Below are 20,238 nucleotides of genomic sequence, written 5' to 3'. Positions count from 1 at the left end.
GCCGTTTTATGTTTTAAGTAGACAATAGGTGCAGTTTGTTGGGAATAAGCAATTTGCTTATTCTTGTGCTATTTGTAAAGCCATCCTTTGTCGAACCATCTCTTTTCAGAAAAAGCTTAGTGAGCGCCAGCTTCCTTGCGGCAGCAATCGTCCAGCTTGTTGTAGGCACGCGGGGTGGCTGGCTTGTCGTCGGCGTCGTAGCCTGTGTCGTTCACAGCCTTGCGAATCTTGTCTTCGTTGGTTTTTTTCGGGTCATAAGACACGGTGAGCATTTTGGAGTCCACGTCCAGATTGGATTTTTTAACGCCTTTCTCGTAGGCCATGGTTTTTTCCAGGCTCTTTTTGCACATGTTACACACGGCCGAGGTTTTGATCTGAATCGTTTTTTCGTTGCTGTTCTGGGCTTGCACACTTAGTGTGGCGAAGAACATAACGAGTGCTAATCCAAGGTTTCTGAAGGTTTTCATGATGTAACTGTTTGATTGGTGAAATTTTATTTAAATGATTGAGAATTTCTTGTTTGAGCTATAAGCTTGCTGCAAATAATATACCGCTATTCAATCTTAAAGCGCATGCCGGCATAAATTACTCTGCCCGTGATCGGTCCCCACACCATGCTGGCATCGAAGTTGGAACCGAAAGGGTCATGGGCACCTATAATCGCATTCGGCTGACGGAAGTTCAACAGGTTTTCGCCGCCCACATAAATTTCCAAGCGCTTGAAGGCTCGCGACACCTGCCCGTTCAAGGTATAGAAAGCATCCGACTTCCGGACATTCGCTGCACCGCCATGGGCTTCCATGTAAGCCAGTGGCATCTGTCCGAAGTACTGCGCCGTCAGGTCGGCGCGCCATTTGTCAAAAGGTGTGGCGAAGCCGAGGTTCACGAAGAAGCGGTGCTGCGGAATCATCGGCCGCTGCTGCAATTGTCCATTATAGGTGGTCTGTACGTCGAAGTACTTATAGGCCGTTTTCACGTCAAAGCCTTTCAGCACCTCGTACTGCAGCTCCGCCTGGAAGCTGCGCGAAAAGGAGCGGCCCTGCAGGTTGTAAAAGGCTACCTGGTTGGCGCTGCTGTACATGTCGGCCACCACCTGGTTCTGGAACGTGGTATAATAATAGTCGGTGATGAAGGCGCCCGAACGCCCGCCCAGCTCAAAATACTGCGTGAAAGACCCACCCAGGTTCCAGGCTTTCTCCGGTTCCAACTCTTCCCGGAAGGTAAAGGCGCGGTTGCTGACCAAAGCCGCCGTGTTCTCCGAAATCGGGTTGGCTACCCGGAAGCCTTTGCCTGCCGCTACCCGGAAAATGGTGTTCGGTGTCAGGTCATATTTCACGTTCAGCCGTGGGGTGAACACCGTGCCGTACAGGTTATGGAAGTCGGTACGGGCGCCGGCTACCACGGTCAGGTTCTCCGCATTGTTGAAGATGTACTCCGCAAAAATACCCGGCACGCGCTCCGTGCGGGCCAGTCTCGTTTGCTCCAGCCGCTCGGTATAGTCATCGTACAGGAAGCTGGCGCCCACCTTATAGGTATGGCCTGTATGCCCAATGATGGACTGGAAGATAAAGCGCAAGTCGCCGGTGTTCTGCTCTCCGTTATACTGCCGGCGGCCATAGAGGGAGTTAAACTTGTGGTGCACGCCCGAGGAGATGAAGCCCAGGCTCTGGTAAGGCCTGCCCGGAAAGGTATAGGACGTCTTGTTGTAGAAAGACAGGCGGTCTGTCTCAGACTCTGTTCCGTAACGTTGTGTCGGGCTCACAGGCTCGCCCTTCACGTAATCCATCTGGCCCCCCAGCTTCGTCTCACGCAGGGCATTGAAGCCAAACTCCGACACCCAGGTATCGCCATGCTTGTACTTCCACTTGTTGTACACGTTGTGGTGCGTGCCCAGCGCCAGGTCCATGAAGCCGTCTTTGTTGCGGTCTACGCGGTTGCCCAGGTGGTCGGAATGCAGCATCAGGAGCGTGCTCCACTTCGGGCTCACCTGAGCCGACACGTTCAGGTTGGCATCGAACTTAGCCAGGCTGTTGCCATACAGGTTCAGGTATAGGCGTTCGGTTTTTTCCGGATCCCGCAACTTCACATTCACCTGCCCCGATATCGACTCATACCCATTGAGCACAGAGCCCATGCCTTTGATGATATCGATCGATTCAATGTAAGTGCCGGACAGGTAGTTAAGGCGGTAGGGGGTGGACAGGCCGCGCAAGGCCGGTACGTTGTCGGTGGTGAGCAAGGTATAGGAGCCGTCCAGTCCCAGCATCTGGATCTGTTTGGCACCCGACACGGCATCAGTGGTAGTCACTTCCACGGAGGCATTGGTTTCAAAGCTTTCCGCCAGGTTACAGCAAGCGGACTTCTCCAGGTCGCGGCTTGTGATGATCTGGGAGTTGGTAGGCGTGAGAGCGGAATAGCGCGTCTGTTGTCCTTCTACCACGACCTCTTTCAGGGAGCCGGTAGAAGAGAGCGCGATGGTGACAGCGGTTTTGCCGCTCACAGCGATCGTGTCGGCCTTGTACCCCAGGTAGGAGACAATGATCTCCGGGGTGGCGGCATCCGCCAGTTGCAGCGTAAAGTTGCCGGCTGCATCTGTGGAGGTGCCTTTGGTGGTGCCCTTCCAGACGGCGCTGGCCCCGATCAAGGGAGAGTTGGTGGTTTTGTCTAACACTTTACCCGTCAGTTGCTGGGCAGCGGCAGGGTATAGGATACTTATAAAGAGTGCGAGCGTTCCGAGGATTCGGTAGAACTGCTGCGCTGGTATGGTGAAATACATAAAACGGAATCGCTTAAATTTTCAGAATGCAGGTATAGGCACAGGCGGAGCGCCTTGCCTTTGGAGCAAGCTGAGCGTCTAAACGATCAGGATGTGCAGGGAATGCAGCAATTGACGTCCGTAGAGCGGGGGAGAGCTGTCGGAGTAGGTGAGAATGCGCTGGTCAGTGGCGACAGCCGGTGCCCAGGTGGTAAAAAGTGGTGTAAAGGTAACGGCAAAGAAAACCGGAAGCTCGAGCGAAAAGGCCTTAAGAGAAGACACGGGCTCCAGTTTTTCGAAGGACATTGCTGTTGTGCAACAGTCGTCGTCCTCACTTTCCTGTTTGTCATCTTCCTGCGAATCAGGCTTTTGACAGCAGCCGTCCATTTGCTCTTGCGCGGCCAGTGTTCTGATGCCAGTCATCAGGCACAGTTGCTCGCTCAGAGCCACGCCAAATGAGCCCAGCAAAATGCTCAGGGTCAGCAGCAATGTAACCGTATGGCGGATGGTCTGAATCACAGCACAAATATACGGAAATTCACCCCACTTCTACCACAAACTTTATCCACGCTCGGGATAACGCCCCACTTTGTCCCACATTCTCCACTTTGTCCCACTTTTGCTGAAAACATGCCGTGGCGGGTGCTGGATGTACCAGTTTAGAGGGGTAGTTGCTTGATTTTCAATTCATTAAAATATATAGCCTCTCGTATATTAACGAAAGGTGATATTTTCTGCAAATAAACTTATCCGCAAAATGAAGGTCCGAAATGTGGATAATGTGGATAAGTGGGGTGGATAACCATAATTTATCCACAAAGTGGTAAAAAGTGGGAGATTGTGGTTGCGGTCTTTTGGTGAATCGTTACATTTGTATACTCCGAAAACTATACGGATTAAAGTGTCACAACCCATGAACTTCCTGTCTGGCGAATATGAATGCAAGATTGATCCGAAGGGGAGGTTGGTTTTACCTGCAAAGATAAAAACCAACTTGCCGGAGGCGTCGGGCAATCATGTGGTGCTGACAAGGGGCTTTGAACCTTGCCTCGTGCTCTACCCGAAGTCGGAGTGGAAGACGATCTATGACAAGGTGGCGGGTCTGAACGAGTTTAATGAGGAGTACCGCCAGTTTCAGCGCAATTTCTTCCGTGGTAATACGGAAATCGAGCTGGACGGCACGGGCCGCTTTATTGTGCCCCGCACCATGGCCCGCTTCGCCGATCTGGAAAAGGAGGCAATTGTAGTAGGCCTGGGCAATCGTGTCGAGATCTGGAACCCGGACAGGTATGAAGACTTCCTGATCAAGGACCAGCAGAGTTTCTCGCAACTAGCCGAGAAGTTTTTAGGAGATAAACCGGCTGCAGAGCCTTTGATTTAATGGAGTACCACAGACCAGTCATGTTGCAGGAATGCATCGACGCACTGGAAATTAAACCAGACGGCGTGTATGTGGATGTGACGTTCGGAGGCGGCGGTCACTCCAGGGTAATCGCCAGCAAGCTGACAACAGGTCAGCTTTACTCGTTTGACCAGGACCGCGACGCCGAGGAGCAGTCGAAGAAGATTGACAGCCCGGCTTTCACGTTCGTACGCGCCAATTTCCGGGACCTGAAAAAGTACCTGCGTCTGTACCGCGTGAAAGAAGTGGACGGCATTCTGGCTGACCTGGGTGTGTCGTCGCACCAGTTCGACGAAGCCGAGCGTGGTTTCTCGACCCGTTTCGACGGTCCGCTGGACATGCGCATGGACCCGGAGTCAGGTATACCTGCAAGCGAGGTGGTGAACACCTACAGCCAGGAGCAGCTGCACAAGATCTTCGGCATTTACGGCGAAGTGAAAAACGCCAAAACGCTGGCCGGCGTGATCGTGTCGCAACGAGCTCGCCAACCGATTGAAACGATCGGTGAGTTTAAAAAAGCCATCAGCTCCTGCACCCCGCGCGGGAAGGAGAACAAATACCTGGCGCAAGTGTTTCAGGCGCTTCGCATAGAAGTGAACGACGAGCTGAAGGCGCTCGAGGAAATGCTGGAGCAGGCGGCCGAGGTGCTGAAGCCCGGAGGAAGATTGGTGGTCATGTCCTACCACTCACTCGAAGACCGGCTGGTGAAGAATTTCATCGCCAAAGGCAAATTCTTCGGCGAAGTGGAAAAAGACCTGTTCGGCAACGAGAAAAAACCACTCGACGCCGTCAGCCGCAAGCCGATCACAGCCTCCGAACAGGAGTTGCTCGAGAACAGCCGCTCACGGAGCGCCAAACTAAGAATCGCAGAGAAGAGATAGCGAATGCAGAAATAGATTAAACAACAGTGTAGTAACCTAAACTTAACTATGGCTCCGAACCTTATGACTAAGACAGCTGCCGCACCCAAAGGCAACACGCTGCGCGTGAAGCAAGAGGAAGAGGCAAAGGCAAAGCCGGAGGTAAAGGCTAAAAAGAAGGGGTTCAGCCTGTTCAAGTGGCTGGACAAATACACCAACGTTGACTTTCTGTTTCAGGAGGGAGTGCCAACCAAGTACCTGCCGCATGTGCTTTTCATGACGGGCATCACGCTCTTCTACATCGGCAACACCCACTACGCCGAGAAGACCATCCGCAAAATTGCTAAGATCAAAGTAGAGACCGAAGACCTCCGGGCGGATTACACTACCCTGAAGTCTGATTATATGGGCGCCAGCAAGCAGTCTGAAGTAGCGCGCAACGTGGCACCGCTGGGCCTGGTTGAAAGTTCATCTCCACCTTATCAAGTAGAAGTAGCGGCAGATGAATATTAAGAAGTCCATCGTACTGCGAGTACGGATCGTGTTTTTGCTGGTATGTCTTTTTGCCTGTGCTATTGTGTACAAAATTGTACAGATACAGGTACTGGACGGCACCAAGTGGAAGCAGATATCGAAAGAGCGCCGCATCCGTTACCAGCCGGTGCCGGCTACGCGAGGCAATATCTACTCCGACAACGAGAGCATATTGGCCACCTCGCTGCCGTTTTACCGCGTGGCCTTTGACCCGGCTATTGCCCAGGCAGAGACCTTCAATACAGGTATAGACTCGCTGGCCATGCTGCTGTCGCGTTTTTACAAAGACCAGTCGCCGGAGCACTACCGCCGCAAGATCAAGAATGCGCGGCATGCCGGTAGAAGGTATATCAGACTGAACAGCCGCCAGATCAACTACCAGGAAAAGAAGATGATGGCGAGCTGGCCGATCTTCCGGGCGGGCAAGAACAAAGGCGGTGTGATCTTCGAGAAAGTGGAGAAGCGCTTCAAGCCTTTCGGGATGCTGGCCGAGCGAACCATCGGCTTCATCAACGAAGATAAAAACGGGGCTGGTCTGGAGTACAGCTATAACGGCGAGTTGGCGGGTACGGACGGGGAGGCCCTTTTTGAGCGTATAGCGGGCGGTAACAAACCGATATACGACGGCACGGAAGTGGCCCCGCAGAACGGTTACGACATCAAAACCACCATCGACATCAACCTGCAGGACGTGGCGGAGAACGCCCTCTACAAGGCCCTGGTGGAGAAGAACGCCGACTACGGTTGCGTGATTCTGATGGAGGTGAAGACAGGCGAGATCAAGGCGATGGCCAACCTGGGAAAGACCAAGGGCGGCTATATTGAAGATTATAACTATGCGGTTGGTAACCAGGGACGTACAGAGCCGGGCTCTACCTTTAAGCTGGCGTCGATGATGGCACTGTTCGAACATACAAACCTCGAGCTGGCTGACACAGTGGATGCCGGAGACGGAAGGTACCGCATTAAGAACACGACCATGACCGATGTGAAAATCGGCGGGTATGGTAAGATCTCGATACAGGATGTCTTTGAAAAATCGTCCAACATCGGTGTTGCAAAACTGATACAGGAGAACTTTGGCGACAACCAGCAAGCTTTTGTGGACTACCTGCATAAGTTTGGTTTGAGCAGCACGCTGGGTTTCCAGATGGACGGAGAAGCAAGGCCTTATATCAAGAACACCAGCGACAGAACATGGTATGGCACTACGCTCACCTCCATGTCGATTGGCTACGAAATGAAGCTCGCCCCGCTGCAGACGCTGGCCCTTTACAATGCCGTGGCAAACAACGGGGTGAAGGTGCAGCCGATCATCGTGAAAGAAATTCGGCGCGCCGATCAAGTCGTGCAGACTTTTCAGACGCGTGTGCTGAACGAGCGCATTGCCTCGGAAGAAACCATTAAGAAGGTGCGCACGATGCTGGAAGGCGTGGTGCAGAACGGTACCGCCAAGAATCTCCGCAATGCCGACTATAAGGTGGCCGGCAAAACCGGAACCGCCCGCAAGGTGAAGGACGGCAAATACGTGCGACTGTACTCCACTTCGTTTGCCGGTTATTTTCCGGCCGACAACCCGAAGTACAGCTGCATTGTGATCATCGACAGCCCGAGAGGGGTGAACGTGTACGGCGGCGATGTGGCCGCGCCGGTGTTTAAGGAAGTGGCTGACAAGGCCTATGCCCGCGACCTGGCCATGCACCAGCCGCTGCGCGCCCGAGTGGTGCCAAACAAAGACAGCCTGCCACAGGTGAAAGCCGGCAGCTTCGATGACCTGAGCCTGATCCTGAACAAGATCGGTGTGAGCAACCACTCCACGGCTACCAATGACGACGAGTGGGTGCGCGTGACGCCGCAAATGCGTTCGCTGAAGTTTGAGCCACACCCGGTAATGGGCGGCCAGGTGCCGGACGTAATGGGTATGACACTGCGCGACGCGCTCTTCATCCTGGGCAACCAGCACCTGAAAGTGCATGTGGAAGGTATGGGCAAGCGCGTGGTGAAGCAGTCGGTACAGGCGGGCACTGAAATTAACAAAGAAACTAAAATTACGATTGTACTGAGCTAATGCAGCTACTACAGGACATATTGAAAGACGTTACCGTGCTGGAAAGCCACGGCCCTCTGGATGTGCAGGTTGAGTCGATCACGTTCGACTCGCGCCAGGTACGCGAAGGGGTGCTGTTTGTGGCCATGCGCGGCGTACGGGTGGACGGACACGACTTCATGGCGAAAGCCGCGGAGGCGAAGGCCGTTGCCATCGTTTGCGAAGAGTTACCGGCAGAACGGGGCGGAGATGTTACTTATATCAAAGTAAAAGATAGCGGTCAGGCCCTGGGCTTGATGGCTTCTGCGTTTTACAGCTACCCGTCCAGAAAACTGAAACTGGTGGGCGTAACAGGTACTAACGGCAAAACCACGTCGGTTACCTTGCTGCACAAGCTGTTCCGCGAACTGGGCTACCATGTGGGCATGATCTCCACGGTACAGAACCAGATCGATGAGGAAGTGATCCCGTCAACGCATACCACACCCGATGCCGTGTCGCTGAATGCGCTGCTGGACAAGATGGTGAAGGCAGGCTGTACTTACGCCTTTATGGAGGTGAGTTCGCATGCTATGGTGCAGCAGCGCGTAGCAGGTATAACGTTTGCCGGCGGTGTGTTCACCAACATCACGCACGATCACCTGGACTACCACGGCACGTTTGATGAATACATCAAGGCGAAGAAGTCTTTCTTTGATATGCTGCCGGCAGGTGCTTTTGCCTTGATCAATGCAGATGACAAGCGTGGGCCGGTGATGGTGCAGAACACCAAAGCGGATGTGCGCTATTTTTCACTGCGCAAAATAACGGATTTCAAGGCGCGCCTGATCGATAACACGCTGCAAGGCCTGCACCTGGAAATAGACGGACACGAGATATGGGCTAAGCTGATCGGGGCTTTTAATGCTTATAACCTGCTGGGTGCCTATGGCGTGGCCGTGTTGCTGGACGAGGATCCGGTAGAAGCCCTCACCGTGCTCTCCAGTCTGAATACGGCAGCAGGTCGCTTCGATTACATCGTGTCGGAGACCGAACAGATCACAGGTATAGTGGATTACGCCCACACGCCGGACGCGCTGGAAAACGTGCTCAACACGATCCAGCAAATCCGTACGCCATTGCAGAAGGTGATAACAGTAGTGGGTTGTGGCGGCAACCGCGACGCGACCAAGCGCCCGGTGATGGCCGACATCGCTTGCCGCCTCAGCGACAAAGTGATTCTGACCTCCGACAATCCGCGTTTTGAGGAGCCGCAGGCCATACTGGAGGACATGCAGAAAGGCGTAAAGCCGCTGGATTTCAAGAAGACGCTGAGTGTGCTGGACAGGAGAGAGGCCATTCGCACAGCCTGCATGCTGGCCGGTAAGGAGGACATCATCCTGGTAGCGGGCAAAGGGCACGAGACCTATCAGGAAATTAAGGGAGTGAAGTACCCTTTTGACGATAAAGAAGTGCTGCAGGAAGCCCTGCAACAGCTTGGTAAATAAGCTATAGAAAACAACAGAATTACGAACAGACGATAGATTAAATGCTCTACCATCTCTTTACATACCTTGACCGTGAATACGACCTTTTGGGGGCGGGTGTATTTCAATACATCTCGTTCAGGGCAGGTATGGCAACGCTTACCTCATTGCTGATTGCAATGATTTTTGGCGGTCGTTTGATTAAGCTACTGCAGCGCAAGCAGGTAGGCGAAAGCATCCGCGACCTGGGTCTGGAAGGACAGATGGAGAAAAAGGGTACCCCAACCATGGGTGGTCTGATCATCCTGCTGGCTATCCTGGTACCAACGCTTCTCTTCGCTCGTCTGGATAACATTTACGTGTTGTTGATGATCGTTTCGACGATCTGGCTCGGGTTGATCGGCTTTCTGGATGACTACATCAAGGTATTCAAGAAGAATAAAGAAGGACTGGCCGGAAAATTTAAGGTACTGGGTCAGATTGGCTTAGGAATTATTGTGGGTTTGACTCTATACTTTAGTGACGATGTTGTCGTAAGACAGTACATTTTCACCGATGGTTCTACCTCCGCCGTGAACGCCACGAGCAAGTGGGTGGACATCAAGTCCATGATTACAACCATTCCTTTCCGCAAAAATAACGAGCTCGACTACTGCAATCTGTTCTCTTTCGCGGGTCCGCTTTTCGCAGGCTGGTCGTGCTATCTCTATATCCCCTTTGTGATCCTGGTGATCACGGCCGTATCCAACGGTGCCAACATCACCGACGGTATCGACGGGCTGGCGGCTGGTACGTCGGCCATCATCGGTCTGACGCTGGCGATCTTTGCGTGGATATCCGGTAACACCATTTTTGCCGACTACCTGGACATCATGTTCATTCCAAATTCGGGTGAGCTGACCATTTTCGCGCTGGCCTTTGTGGGCGCCTGTGTGGGCTTCCTGTGGTATAACTCTTACCCGGCACAGGTGTTCATGGGCGATACGGGCAGTTTGGCGATTGGCGGTATCATTGCGGTAATGGCCCTGATCGTGCGCAAAGAATTGCTGATACCTATCCTGTGCGGCATTTTCCTGATTGAGAACCTGTCGGTGATGCTGCAAGTGAGCTACTTCAAGTATACGAAGAAAAAATACGGTGAAGGCCGACGCATCTTCAAGATGTCGCCGCTGCACCACCATTACCAGAAGAACGGCTACCACGAATCCAAGATCGTTTCGCGTTTCTGGATCGTGGGCATCATGCTGGCGATTTTGACATTGGCAACCCTTAAACTGAGATAGGCACTATGAAACTAGCGATACTCGGAGCGGGAGAAAGTGGCGTTGGGGCAGCATTGCTGGCCAAGGCCAAGGGGCTGGATGTGTTCGTGTCCGACATGGGTCAGATCAAGGAGGTATACAAGGCCAAGCTGGCAACAGCGGCTATACCTTACGAAGAGGGCACCCATACCTTCGAGCGCATCCTGGAAGCCAACGAGATCATCAAAAGCCCGGGTATACCGGAGAATGCGGCGATCATTCAGGAAGCCATCAAGCGCGGCATTCCGGTGATATCGGAAATTGAGTTCGCCGGCAGGTATACGGACGCGAAGTTCATTTGCATCACCGGTACCAACGGCAAGACCACGACGACCTTGCTGACTTACCATTTGCTGAAAAACGCAGGTATAAACGTGGGCCTGGCGGGTAACATCGGCGAGAGTTTGGCCGAGAAAGTGATTGACAACAAACACGAGTACTACGTGGTGGAGCTGAGCAGTTTTCAGCTCGACAACATGTACCAGTTCAAAGCACATATTGGAGTACTGTTAAATATTACGCCAGACCACCTTGACCGGTATGGCTATGACATGAACAAGTACGCCGCCTCCAAGTTGCGCATTGCGCAGAACATGAGCGGCGCGGACTATTTTATCTTAAACAACGATGATGATATTATCCGTAATGCGTTCGATTCTGCGTCTTTTGGCGGAACCACAGTCCCATTCTCGCTCCAGGCAACGGAAGGTGCGAAAGTACTATGTGAAGGAACACGTGTCAAAGTAAACGTCAGGTTCTTCGAAGGTGATATCGATGCCTCGCGCTCTGCCCTGATCGGCAAGCACAACCAGTACAACACGATGGCCGCTGTGGCAGTCGCGAAACTGATGGGGGTAGCCGACAGCCAGATTGAAAAAGGACTGGAGACTTTTGAGAACGCCGAACACCGCTTGCAGGTGATCACGGTGTCAAGGGAAGTCACCTACATCAACGACTCGAAAGCAACTAACGTGGAAGCCGTTTACTATGCCCTGGAAGGTATAAAACAGCCGATCATCTGGATAGCGGGCGGCGTGGACAAAGGCAACGACTACAGCGTGCTTACCGAACTGGCCAAAGAGAAAGTGAAAGTGCTGGTGTGCCTGGGCAAGGACAACGACAAGCTGAAAGAAGCGTTCGGGCGCATCGTACCGGTGGTAGTGGAAACAACTTCGATCGAGTATGCCGTGCGCATGGGCAAATTGCTGTCGACGCCGGGGGATGTAGTGCTGTTGTCACCGGCCTGCGCGAGTTTCGATTTGTTCAACAATTACGAGCACCGGGGGCAGCGCTTCCAGGAGGCCGTGGAGAAGATAGTTTTGAAAAAGTAAGTTTTTAATTTTTAGCCAAAGGTATTATGATCAAGCAGTGGTTACAGCGCAACCTGAAAGGGGACGCAGTGCTTTGGGGCATCGTGCTGATGTTCTCGCTTATCAGCGTGGCAGTCGTGTATTCGGCTACCGGTACCCTGGCCTATAAGCAAAAAGACGGTAACACGGAGTACTTCCTCTTTAAGCACTCTTCCCTGATCTTCATCGGACTGGCCTTTATGTGGCTGGCGCACAAGATCGACTACCGTTACTATTCCCGATTATCGCTGGTGGCGCTCATCTTGGCGGTCCCGCTGTTGCTCTATACCTTCTTCTTTGGTTCGAACATCAACGAAGCGTCCCGTTGGATCACCATTCCCGTGATCAACCAGACCTTCCAGCCTTCGGATTTGGCGAAACTGGCCCTGATCTCATACCTGGCCAGTATGCTCTCGAAAAAGCAAAACAACCTGGATGACTGGAAACGCAACCTGCTGCCGATCTTTGCCTGGACTGGCTTCATCTGCGCCCTTATCGCCCTGACAAACACCTCCACAGCGGTGTTGCTGTTCCTGACAAGCCTTTTGCTGATGTTCATCGGACGTGTGCCGATGAAATCACTAGCAGTTTTTGTAATAGCGGGTGCTATGTTGGGCGGCACTGGTTTGGCGGCTGGTCAGCGTCTGGGTACGGCCATCAGCCGGGTAGAGGCTTTCTTTGACGAATCCGAAACCGCTTTCCAGCTCGAGCAATCTTACATCGCGATCGCTACAGGCGGCGTGGTGGGCAAAGGCCCGGGCAATAGCGACCAGCGCGATATTCTGCCGCACCCTTACTCTGACTTCATCTACGCGATTATCCTGGAGGAATACGGTTTGCTGGGAGGGGTGTTGGTACTCTTCCTATACCTGGCCTTGCTCTATAGGGGGTTAGTCACGGTCACGAAAAGCAACGGTGCCTTCGGCGGTTTGCTGGCAGCCGGTCTGAGTTTCAGTCTGGTGCTGCAGGGGATGATCAACATGGGCGTGGCCGTAGGACTGGGTCCGATTACGGGTTTGCCATTGCCGCTCCTGAGTATGGGGGGGACGTCCCTGATCTTTACGGGTATTTCCATCGGGATCATCCTGAGCGTGAGCCGTACCGTGAAGGCAGAGGAAACATTTGGTCCAACCGCTAAAGTGTCGGCAAATGCCTAATCCGCAGCGTCCATATCGCTTCATCATCAGCGGTGGCGGCACCGGCGGGCACATCTACCCGGCCATTGCCATTGCCAACCAGATCAAGGTGGTGCACCCTGATGCGGAGATCCTGTTTGTAGGAGCGATCGGGCGTATGGAAATGACGCGTGTGCCGGAAGCAGGGTATAAGATCGTGGGTCTCTGGATCAGCGGGCTGCAGCGCCGCCTCACACTGGATAACCTCTCTTTCCCCTGGAAAGTGATCTCCAGTATCCGGATGTCGAACAAGATCATCCGTGATTTTAAGCCGGATGCGGTGGTGGGCGTGGGTGGCTATGCGAGTGGTCCGCTGTTGTACGCGGCGACCAAGCAAGGTATACCGGCGCTTGTTCAGGAGCAGAACTCCTATGCCGGCATCACCAACAAACTGTTGGCAAAGCGGGTGCAGAAAATATGCGTGGCTTACAACAACATGGATGCCTTCTTCCCGGCTGATAAGCTAGTGCTGACGGGCAACCCGGTTCGAAAAGATATTATGGAGCTCGAAGGCAAGCGCCGTGAGGCCTTGCTGCACTTCGGACTGACTTCTGAAAAGAAAACCATCCTGGTGATAGGCGGAAGCCTGGGTGCCAGAACCATTAACCAGAGTATGGCCGCTGGTTTGCAGCAAGTCGCAGAGGCGGGCTACCAACTGATCTGGCAGACGGGCAGAGTATTTTATCCGCAGGCACAGGAACTGGAGAAACCATTTGCCAACGCAGGTATACGCACCTTCGATTTCATCCGGCAGATGGATCTGGCCTATGCCGCCGCCGATGTGGTGGTATCCAGGGCCGGAGCACTTTCGATTTCGGAGCTGTGCCTTGCCGGAAAGCCATCGATCCTGGTGCCTTCACCGAATGTGGCCGAAGACCACCAGACCAAAAACGCCATGTCGCTGGTGCAGGAGCAGGCCGCCTTGCTGGTGCGCGATGCCGAAGCGCAGCAACAGCTTATACCGGCTGCCTTGGAGCTGGCCGGCAACGAGGCAGAGCAGCACCGTCTGGCGCAGAACATACTGAAACTGGCGCGGCCAAATGCCGCTGTCGATATTGTAAACGAATTGTTAAAGTTGATCAAGTGAGACTGGAAGATTATAGCTATATCTATTTCCTTGGCATCGGCGGCATCGGCATGAGTGCCATCGCCCGCTGGTTCAATGCCCGGGGGCTTCCGGTTTGGGGTTATGACAAAACGCGCACCCCACTCACTGAAGCGCTGGAGCAGGAGGGCATCCGGGTGCATTATGAAGATGATGTCAACCAGTTGCCAAGCGAAATACTGGATAACAAGGAAGCTACCTTGGTCGTGCTCACGCCGGCTATACCTGCCGAGCATACAGAGTGGGCCTACCTGAAGGCGCAGGGCTATACTATCAAAAAGCGCTCGGAGGTGCTGGGCATTATCACAGGTTCGGCCTATACCGTGGCTGTGGCCGGAACGCATGGCAAAACAACGACTTCTTCTATCGTGACGCATCTGCTGCACGAGGGCGGCGTGGACTGTTCGGCGTTCCTCGGAGGTATAGCGACCAACCTGAACTCGAACCTTCTGATAGGCAAAGGCACGGCTGAGCAGGAGACGATTGTAGTGGAAGCAGACGAGTACGACCGCTCTTTCCTGACGCTATACCCGGACATCGCCATCGTGACCTCGGCAGATCCCGATCACCTGGATATTTATGGTGACAAAGAGGAACTGATCAGGACCTTTCAGAGGTTCATCAGTCAGGTAAAGCCCGGCGGCTATTTGATTTTACACAGCGACACCGACCCTCGCTTATTGGAAAAAGTGCAGGAGGGTGTGCAGGTGATCCGCTATAGCCTGAACGAGGGTGATAGCCGTGTGCAACAGCTTGAGATACAGGGGTACAGCTTTTGTTTTGACGCAGAGACACCCTTCGGTAACATAGCCCGTCTGAAACTGGCTTTGCCCGGATACCACAATGTGGAGAATGCGCTGGCCGCGCTGATAGCGGGTCAACTCATGGGCGTTTCAGAAGACAGGCTGCGCGAGGCGCTGGCAACATACAGAGGGGTGAAGCGTCGCTTTGAAATCGTGTACGAAGGGCAGGGGCAGGTATACATTGACGACTATGCGCACCATCCGAAAGAGATCGATGCGTTCATGACATCTTTACGTGCCATTTACCCAGCTAAAAAGCTGACGGTGGTGTTTCAGCCGCATCTGTTCAGCCGTACCCGCGACTTTGCAACCGAGTTTGCACAAAGTTTGAGTGCTGCCGACGAACTGATACTGCTGGACATATACCCGGCACGGGAAAAGCCAATTGAAGGCGTGACGTCAGAAATGATTTTGGGCTTGGTAAACGGTCCGAAAAAAATACTATTGCATAAAGAGGAGGTAGCGGCTTATTTAGCCGAAAACGCTGATTTTGAGGTACTCGCGACGGTGGGAGCCGGCGATATCGATACATTGGTGAAGCCCATAAAGAATATTTTAGAAAATAACTGAGATGGGCTTGAATAATAAAATAAAATCTTTAATTTTTGCATGTTGTTGCGTGGTCACCATCGCTGCACTTGCAGGGTTCGCTTCTTCTCGCCAAAATGAAAAAAAGTGTGAGAAAGTGTCAATAACAATTGATAATGAGTACAATAATTACTTTATTGGGGAAGAGGAAGTAAGAGACCTCCTGACCCGTGAGGGCGAACGAAAACTGGAGGGTTTGCCCAACCAGCAGATTGACCTGAAGAACTTGGAAAAGCGCATTGAAGCGCACAGCTTTGTGAAAGAAGCAGAAGTGTTCAAGGCATTGGACGGCACCATACAAGTAAGCATAAAACAGAACAGGCCTATAGCTAGAATTATACGACCAGATCAGGATGTCTACATCGACGCAGAGGGGAATATGCTGCCTCTCTCCGACAGATACACCGCTCGTGTCATACCTATTACGAAGACCCAGTCCGGCAGACCTTTCGGCCGGGATTTCTTCCAGGACTCTACAGGCCGGGCCTACCTTTCCCTGCTGCGTTTCATTGAAAACGATCAGTTTTGGAAAGCCCAGTTAGCCCAGATGCATATCGATGAGAAGGGCAAAGTAACTTTCCTGCCGCAGGTGGGGGAGCATACCATTGAGTTTGGAAAACCGAACGAGGCGGAACAAAAATTTAAGAAGTTGATGGTCTTTTATAAAGAGGTACTACCCGTGATGGGCTGGGATAAATATAAGAGAGTCAACGTGGAATACGAAGATCAGATAATTTGTGAATAACATATACAGCATATGCAGAACGACAAAATTGTAGTAGGCTTGGACATCGGCACAACCAAAGTTTGCGCACTTGTTGGTCGGAAGAATGAGTATGGAAAGCTGGAAATTCTTGGGATGGGCAAAGCCATCTCGGAAGGGGTGGTACGCGGTATTGTCAGCAATATCGACAAAACCGTAGAGGCGATCAGGAAAGCCGTTCAGCAGGCCGAAGATCAGGCGAGCATCAACATCAAGGTAGTGAATGTGGGCATTGCCGGTCAGCACATCAAGAGCCTGCAGCACAATGGCAGCATCACGCGTCAGATGACCGACGATGAGATTACGATAGACGATGTGAATCGTCTGACCAATGACATGTACCGTTTGGTGACACCTCCCGGCAGCGAGATCATTCACGTGATGCCGCAGGAGTACAAAGTAGACTACGAGGAAGGAATTACCGACCCGGTAGGTATGTCGGGTGTGCGTCTGGAGGGCAACTTCCATATCATCACCGCGCAGTCAAACGCGATCAGCAACATCAACAAATGCATCGCCCGTGCCGGACTGGAAATTGACAACCTGATCCTGGAGCCGCTTGCCTCGAGCATGTCGGTGCTCAGCGACGAGGAGAAGGAAGCAGGGGTGGCGCTGGTTGACATTGGCGGTGGCACGACTGATCTTGCCATTTTCAAAGACAATATTATCCGCCATACGGCAGTTCTTCCATTCGGCGGCAACATCATCACCTCCGACATCAAGCAGGGCTGCATGGTGATGCAAAACCAGGCGGAGCAGCTGAAAGTGAAGTTTGGGAAGGCGATTGCTGATGAGGCTTCAGATAACGAGATCGTTTCCATACCTGGCTTGCGTGACCGCACACCAAAGGAAATCTCTTTGAAGAACCTGGCCTACATTATTGAGGCGAGAATGGAGGAGATCGTGGAACTGATTTACTCAGAGATTGTTCGTTCAGGGTATAGCAATAGCCTGGCGGCAGGCATCGTGATCACCGGTGGTGGCGCGCAGCTCCAGAACCTGGTGCAGTTGGTAGAGTACATCACCGGCATGGATACCCGCATTGGCTATCCGAACGAGCACCTGGGCAAGTCGAAGATCGACGCGGTGAAGAGCCCGATGCATGCAACAGGCGTTGGCCTGGTGCTGGCCGGCTATCAGTCGCTCGACCAGCGCGAAGAGAAGCATGTGGAGGTACAGCAGCAACCGGAAGTATACAATAAAGTAGTAACCAAAACTGCCAACAAAGAAGGCAGCAGCAAAAGATTGCTCGACAGACTTAAAGGTCTTTTGTCGGACGACATCGATTAGGTAGAAGCATAATTATTAGAAACCCATAATAGCAGGAGATTTTAGTATGACATCAATGTACAGTTTTGACCTGCCGGCAAGCGGCAAGTCCATCATTAAGGTGATTGGCGTCGGAGGTGGAGGCAGCAACGCGGTAAACTTCATGTATGGCCAAGGCATCAAGGATGTAGAGTTCGTGATTTGCAACACGGATATGCAAGCCTTGAAAAGCAGCAGCGTACCCAACAGACTTCAGATTGGCCTTAACCTGACCGAAGGTCTGGGAGCCGGAGCCAACCCTGAGAAAGGAAAGCACGCCGCCCTTGAAAGCAAGGAGGAGATACGTGAGCTACTCAGCAACGATACCAAAATGGTATTCATTACCGCTGGTATGGGAGGTGGTACTGGTACGGGTGCTGCACCTGTCATTGCTAAAGTCGCTAAAGAACTGGGTATCCTGACAGTAGGTATCGTAACGGCGCCGTTTGGCTTCGAAGGCAGAAAGAAAAAGATTGCCGCAGAAAACGGTATCAAGGAACTGAGCGAAAACTGCGACACGATCCTTGTGATCCTCAATGACAAGCTGCGTGAGATGTTCGGTAACCTGGCGATCCGTGAGGCTTTCGCGAAGGCCGACAACGTGCTGACCACAGCCGCTAAATCTATTGCTGAAATCATTACCGTAACAGCCGAGATCAACGTCGACTTCGAAGACGTGAAAACGGTTATGAAAGATTCTGGAGCTGCAGTGATGGGTTCTGCAACGACAGAAGGTGAGGGGCGTGCGCTCCGAGCTGCTGAAGAGGCGCTTTCTTCTCCTTTGCTTAACAACACTGATATCCACGGTGCTCAGAAGATCCTCCTTTCTATCATGTCTGGTGACCAGGCGGAACTGGAAATGGATGAACTGACTGAGATCACGGAATACATCCAGGACAAAGCCGGTCAGGAGGCAGAAGTGATCTTCGGCCACGGTATCGACTCTTCATTGGGTCAGAGCATCCGCGTGACCGTAATCGCCACTGGTTTTGCCAGCAGTGCTGAGGCGATCATCGAGCCAAAAAAAACAGTATTTGACCTGGAAAGCCAAAAAAAAATAGAAGTAGCTGAGCCAGCCAAGCCGGAGCAGCCCAAAATGGTGAACTTCGTGCCTGAGCCAGTGGTAGCACCTGTTGCTACGCCTCAGCCGCCGCAGCCCGTGCAGCAGCAGTTCGAGATCCGTCGTCCGATGGTAGAGCAGCCGCAACAGCCGGTGCAGCCGCAGGCCCCGCAACAGCAGCAGTACCAGCAGCCACAGGCACCACAGCCTCAGCAGCCCGTTCAGCAGCAGCCGCAGCGCCGCGTTTTTAACCTGGAAGGCTCTACCACACAAGAGTTCGGCAACGGCTTTGGTGCTCCACAGCAGGAAGACTATGCCACGCGTGAAGCGAAGCGTCTGGAAGCAGAGCGTGAGTTGATGCGACAAAAAGCCATTGAGCGCCGTGAGCGCCTGAAAATGCTGAGCACGGATATGACGACGAGCGAAGCGATGAAAGAAAAAATGGATGTGCCTGCTTACCTGCGCCGCAATGTGGCCCTTGATTCAGTGGCGCATTCCTCAGAGCGCAACATCTCCCGTTTCAACCTGAACGATGACAACGAGATACTGGGCGACAACCGTTTTCTGCATGACAATGTAGACTAATCATTTATCCTGTTTTCTAATAATGTAAAGAGCCCGCCATTATGGTGGGCTCTTTTGCTTTAGACCAGACTGATTAAATGGCTATACCGGTACTCTTCTATACTTATACCTAGACCTATACCTAGACCTATACCTGACTTATACCTGACTTATACCTGGTCTTTACATCAGCTATACCTGTCCTATCCTTAGCTCTTTATTACCTGACTGAAATAAGGTCGATACAAAAATGGCCAGTATAAGCAGCAGTAGCAGAAGTTTTATAGTAGTCAAATAGAGGATCGATGCAGGCTGGCGCAAGTCTTTCAGTATCGCCCAAACAAACAGATTGGCCAGTATAAGCAGGAGGTAAACGAACAGGAATAAAATTGGAGCCTTGTCATAGCCTGTCCATACCTTGTAAACCAGCAGAACAACAATGGTCAGGTTAACTAAGATTACTAGTAGGGAATGGTAGCGCTTGCTTAGCCGATGGCAAGGTATAGCCTGTCTTTTAGAAATGGATAAACTGCTCGATCTGCTGGTTCAGCAACTCCAGGTAGAGCGGATTTGTGATGGCGTTGCCATCGTAGTTCTTCTCAAACTGGGCCAGGCGGGGCTTGAGTGCCAGCACATGCATGCCCAGGTAGTTGAAGATGTCCGTCAGGTGGCTCATGGCCAGGCCGCTGCCCTGTACCCCGGAGGAGAGGCCCACCAGAGCAGCTTTCTTGTTGCGGAAGGTGTTCGGGTAGGAGAGCCCATCGATAAAGGCCTTGAGCACCCCTGGGAAAGAACCGTTGTATTCCGGCACGATGAACACAAACTTCTCGGATTCGCCAATTACAGCGCTTAGCTCGTTAAAGGCCGGGTTAGTGCCAATGTTGTCATAGAGAGCAGAAGCCGTAAAGTCAGCCGGGAGGTCGGCCAGGTCGAGGATCTGGTTTTCTACCTGGCGCTCGTCCAGCAACTTGGCGTATAGATTGGCCACTGCTCGGGAGTTGGAGGAAGGTCTGTTGGTGCCCGTTATGATGGTGATCATGGTGTCTTTTGGTGTCCTTCTGTAAACAGACGCTAAGCTCTACGGTTTGCAGAAAGGTATAGATGTCAGAATATAAATGCGAATATAAAAGCAAAAGGCGAGAACAGTTGCCTGTCTCG

17 protein-coding genes are annotated in these 20,238 nt (G+C 52.5%); 13 read left to right on the top strand and 4 right to left on the bottom strand.

What is annotated here, in order from left to right; all coding sequences use genetic code 11:
• Nucleotides 1-116: 116 nt before the first annotated feature.
• From Q4E40_RS03315 to Q4E40_RS03305, 3 genes are all read right to left on the bottom strand, one after another.
• Nucleotides 117-467, bottom strand: coding sequence for a heavy-metal-associated domain-containing protein (locus Q4E40_RS03315; protein WP_303410010.1), 351 nt, complete (start codon nucleotides 465-467; stop codon nucleotides 117-119).
• Between the two features lie 86 nt (nucleotides 468-553).
• On the bottom strand, nucleotides 554-2,776 hold the full coding sequence (locus Q4E40_RS03310; RefSeq protein WP_303410009.1) for a TonB-dependent receptor: 2,223 nt from the start codon (nucleotides 2,774-2,776) through the stop codon (nucleotides 554-556).
• Between the two features lie 78 nt (nucleotides 2,777-2,854).
• A complete protein-coding gene (locus Q4E40_RS03305; RefSeq protein WP_303410008.1) occupies nucleotides 2,855-3,274 on the bottom strand; it encodes an HYC_CC_PP family protein in 420 nt (139 codons plus the stop codon).
• 394 nt (nucleotides 3,275-3,668) lie between these two features.
• On the opposite strand from Q4E40_RS03305, the gene mraZ reads away from it, so the two are divergent.
• The 13 genes from mraZ (at nucleotide 3,669) to ftsZ (ending at nucleotide 19,101) form a co-directional block, all read left to right on the top strand.
• On the top strand, nucleotides 3,669-4,136 hold the full coding sequence (gene mraZ, locus Q4E40_RS03300) for a division/cell wall cluster transcriptional repressor MraZ (protein WP_253405141.1): 468 nt from the start codon (nucleotides 3,669-3,671) through the stop codon (nucleotides 4,134-4,136).
• A complete protein-coding gene (gene rsmH, locus Q4E40_RS03295; RefSeq protein ID WP_303410006.1) occupies nucleotides 4,136-5,038 on the top strand; it encodes a 16S rRNA (cytosine(1402)-N(4))-methyltransferase RsmH in 903 nt (300 codons plus the stop codon). Before mraZ ends, rsmH begins: the two co-directional genes overlap by 1 nt.
• A gap of 63 nt (nucleotides 5,039-5,101) precedes the next feature.
• A complete protein-coding gene (locus tag Q4E40_RS03290; protein WP_368411157.1) occupies nucleotides 5,102-5,530 on the top strand; it encodes an FtsL-like putative cell division protein in 429 nt (142 codons plus the stop codon).
• Nucleotides 5,520-7,619: a penicillin-binding protein gene (locus Q4E40_RS03285; protein ID WP_303410004.1), complete on the top strand. Its 2,100-nt coding sequence runs from the start codon at nucleotides 5,520-5,522 to the stop codon at nucleotides 7,617-7,619. The genes Q4E40_RS03290 and Q4E40_RS03285 overlap by 11 nt, the downstream gene beginning before the upstream one ends.
• Nucleotides 7,619-9,085: a UDP-N-acetylmuramoyl-L-alanyl-D-glutamate--2,6-diaminopimelate ligase gene (locus Q4E40_RS03280; protein ID WP_303410002.1), complete on the top strand. Its 1,467-nt coding sequence runs from the start codon at nucleotides 7,619-7,621 to the stop codon at nucleotides 9,083-9,085. The genes Q4E40_RS03285 and Q4E40_RS03280 overlap by 1 nt, the downstream gene beginning before the upstream one ends.
• A 41-nt stretch (nucleotides 9,086-9,126) precedes the next feature.
• Nucleotides 9,127-10,347, top strand: a complete 1,221-nt coding sequence (gene mraY / locus Q4E40_RS03275) for a phospho-N-acetylmuramoyl-pentapeptide-transferase (RefSeq protein ID WP_303410001.1) — start codon at nucleotides 9,127-9,129, stop codon at nucleotides 10,345-10,347.
• A 5-nt stretch (nucleotides 10,348-10,352) separates the two neighbouring features.
• A complete protein-coding gene (gene murD / locus Q4E40_RS03270; protein ID WP_303410000.1) occupies nucleotides 10,353-11,696 on the top strand; it encodes a UDP-N-acetylmuramoyl-L-alanine--D-glutamate ligase in 1,344 nt (447 codons plus the stop codon).
• 26 nt (nucleotides 11,697-11,722) lie between these two features.
• Nucleotides 11,723-12,871, top strand: coding sequence for an FtsW/RodA/SpoVE family cell cycle protein (locus tag Q4E40_RS03265; RefSeq protein ID WP_303409998.1), 1,149 nt, complete (start codon nucleotides 11,723-11,725; stop codon nucleotides 12,869-12,871).
• Nucleotides 12,864-13,976 carry an undecaprenyldiphospho-muramoylpentapeptide beta-N-acetylglucosaminyltransferase gene (gene murG, locus Q4E40_RS03260; RefSeq protein WP_303409997.1) on the top strand — a complete coding sequence of 371 codons (1,113 nt, stop codon included), beginning with the start codon at nucleotides 12,864-12,866 and terminating at the stop codon, nucleotides 13,974-13,976. Before Q4E40_RS03265 ends, murG begins: the two co-directional genes overlap by 8 nt.
• On the top strand, nucleotides 13,973-15,367 hold the full coding sequence (gene murC, locus Q4E40_RS03255) for a UDP-N-acetylmuramate--L-alanine ligase (RefSeq protein WP_303409996.1): 1,395 nt from the start codon (nucleotides 13,973-13,975) through the stop codon (nucleotides 15,365-15,367). Before murG ends, murC begins: the two co-directional genes overlap by 4 nt.
• A gap of 1 nt (nucleotide 15,368) precedes the next feature.
• Nucleotides 15,369-16,130, top strand: a complete 762-nt coding sequence (locus tag Q4E40_RS03250; RefSeq protein WP_303409994.1) for a cell division protein FtsQ/DivIB — start codon at nucleotides 15,369-15,371, stop codon at nucleotides 16,128-16,130.
• Nucleotides 16,131-16,142: 12 nt separating this feature from the next.
• On the top strand, nucleotides 16,143-17,438 hold the full coding sequence (gene ftsA / locus Q4E40_RS03245) for a cell division protein FtsA (protein WP_303409992.1): 1,296 nt from the start codon (nucleotides 16,143-16,145) through the stop codon (nucleotides 17,436-17,438).
• A gap of 46 nt (nucleotides 17,439-17,484) precedes the next feature.
• A complete protein-coding gene (gene ftsZ / locus Q4E40_RS03240) occupies nucleotides 17,485-19,101 on the top strand; it encodes a cell division protein FtsZ (protein ID WP_303409990.1) in 1,617 nt (538 codons plus the stop codon).
• Between the two features lie 493 nt (nucleotides 19,102-19,594).
• On the opposite strand, the gene Q4E40_RS03235 is transcribed toward ftsZ, so the two are convergent.
• The gene (locus Q4E40_RS03235; RefSeq protein WP_303409989.1) at nucleotides 19,595-20,119 is read right to left on the bottom strand and encodes an NADPH-dependent FMN reductase; all 525 of its coding nucleotides are present in this window, start codon (nucleotides 20,117-20,119) and stop codon (nucleotides 19,595-19,597) included.
• Nucleotides 20,120-20,238 lie beyond the last annotated feature (119 nt).

Source organism: Pontibacter coccineus (genome assembly GCF_030546575.1).
Classification (GTDB): Bacteria; Bacteroidota; Bacteroidia; order Cytophagales; family Hymenobacteraceae; genus Pontibacter; species Pontibacter coccineus.
Note: the sequence above shows the minus strand (reverse complement) of the source record. Positions and strands in the feature narration are given on the sequence as shown.

Bases quoted from the DNA above. Each gene is read 5' to 3' on its own strand.
- ftsZ (WP_303409990.1), top strand. From the start codon at position 17,485: ATGACATCAATGTACAGTTTTGACCTGCCGGCAAGCGGCAAGTCCATC.
- Q4E40_RS03285 (WP_303410004.1), top strand. From the start codon at position 5,520: ATGAATATTAAGAAGTCCATCGTACTGCGAGTACGGATCGTGTTTTTG.
- Q4E40_RS03280 (WP_303410002.1), top strand. From the start codon at position 7,619: ATGCAGCTACTACAGGACATATTGAAAGACGTTACCGTGCTGGAAAGC.
- Q4E40_RS03310 (WP_303410009.1), bottom strand. From the start codon at position 2,776: ATGTATTTCACCATACCAGCGCAGCAGTTCTACCGAATCCTCGGAACG.
- mraZ (WP_253405141.1), top strand. From the start codon at position 3,669: ATGAACTTCCTGTCTGGCGAATATGAATGCAAGATTGATCCGAAGGGG.
- ftsA (WP_303409992.1), top strand. From the start codon at position 16,143: ATGCAGAACGACAAAATTGTAGTAGGCTTGGACATCGGCACAACCAAA.
- murD (WP_303410000.1), top strand. From the start codon at position 10,353: ATGAAACTAGCGATACTCGGAGCGGGAGAAAGTGGCGTTGGGGCAGCA.
- Q4E40_RS03265 (WP_303409998.1), top strand. From the start codon at position 11,723: ATGATCAAGCAGTGGTTACAGCGCAACCTGAAAGGGGACGCAGTGCTT.
- Q4E40_RS03290 (WP_368411157.1), top strand. From the start codon at position 5,102: ATGACTAAGACAGCTGCCGCACCCAAAGGCAACACGCTGCGCGTGAAG.
- rsmH (WP_303410006.1), top strand. From the start codon at position 4,136: ATGGAGTACCACAGACCAGTCATGTTGCAGGAATGCATCGACGCACTG.
- Q4E40_RS03250 (WP_303409994.1), top strand. From the start codon at position 15,369: ATGGGCTTGAATAATAAAATAAAATCTTTAATTTTTGCATGTTGTTGC.
- mraY (WP_303410001.1), top strand. From the start codon at position 9,127: ATGCTCTACCATCTCTTTACATACCTTGACCGTGAATACGACCTTTTG.
- Q4E40_RS03315 (WP_303410010.1), bottom strand. From the start codon at position 467: ATGAAAACCTTCAGAAACCTTGGATTAGCACTCGTTATGTTCTTCGCC.
- Q4E40_RS03235 (WP_303409989.1), bottom strand. From the start codon at position 20,119: ATGATCACCATCATAACGGGCACCAACAGACCTTCCTCCAACTCCCGA.
- murG (WP_303409997.1), top strand. From the start codon at position 12,864: ATGCCTAATCCGCAGCGTCCATATCGCTTCATCATCAGCGGTGGCGGC.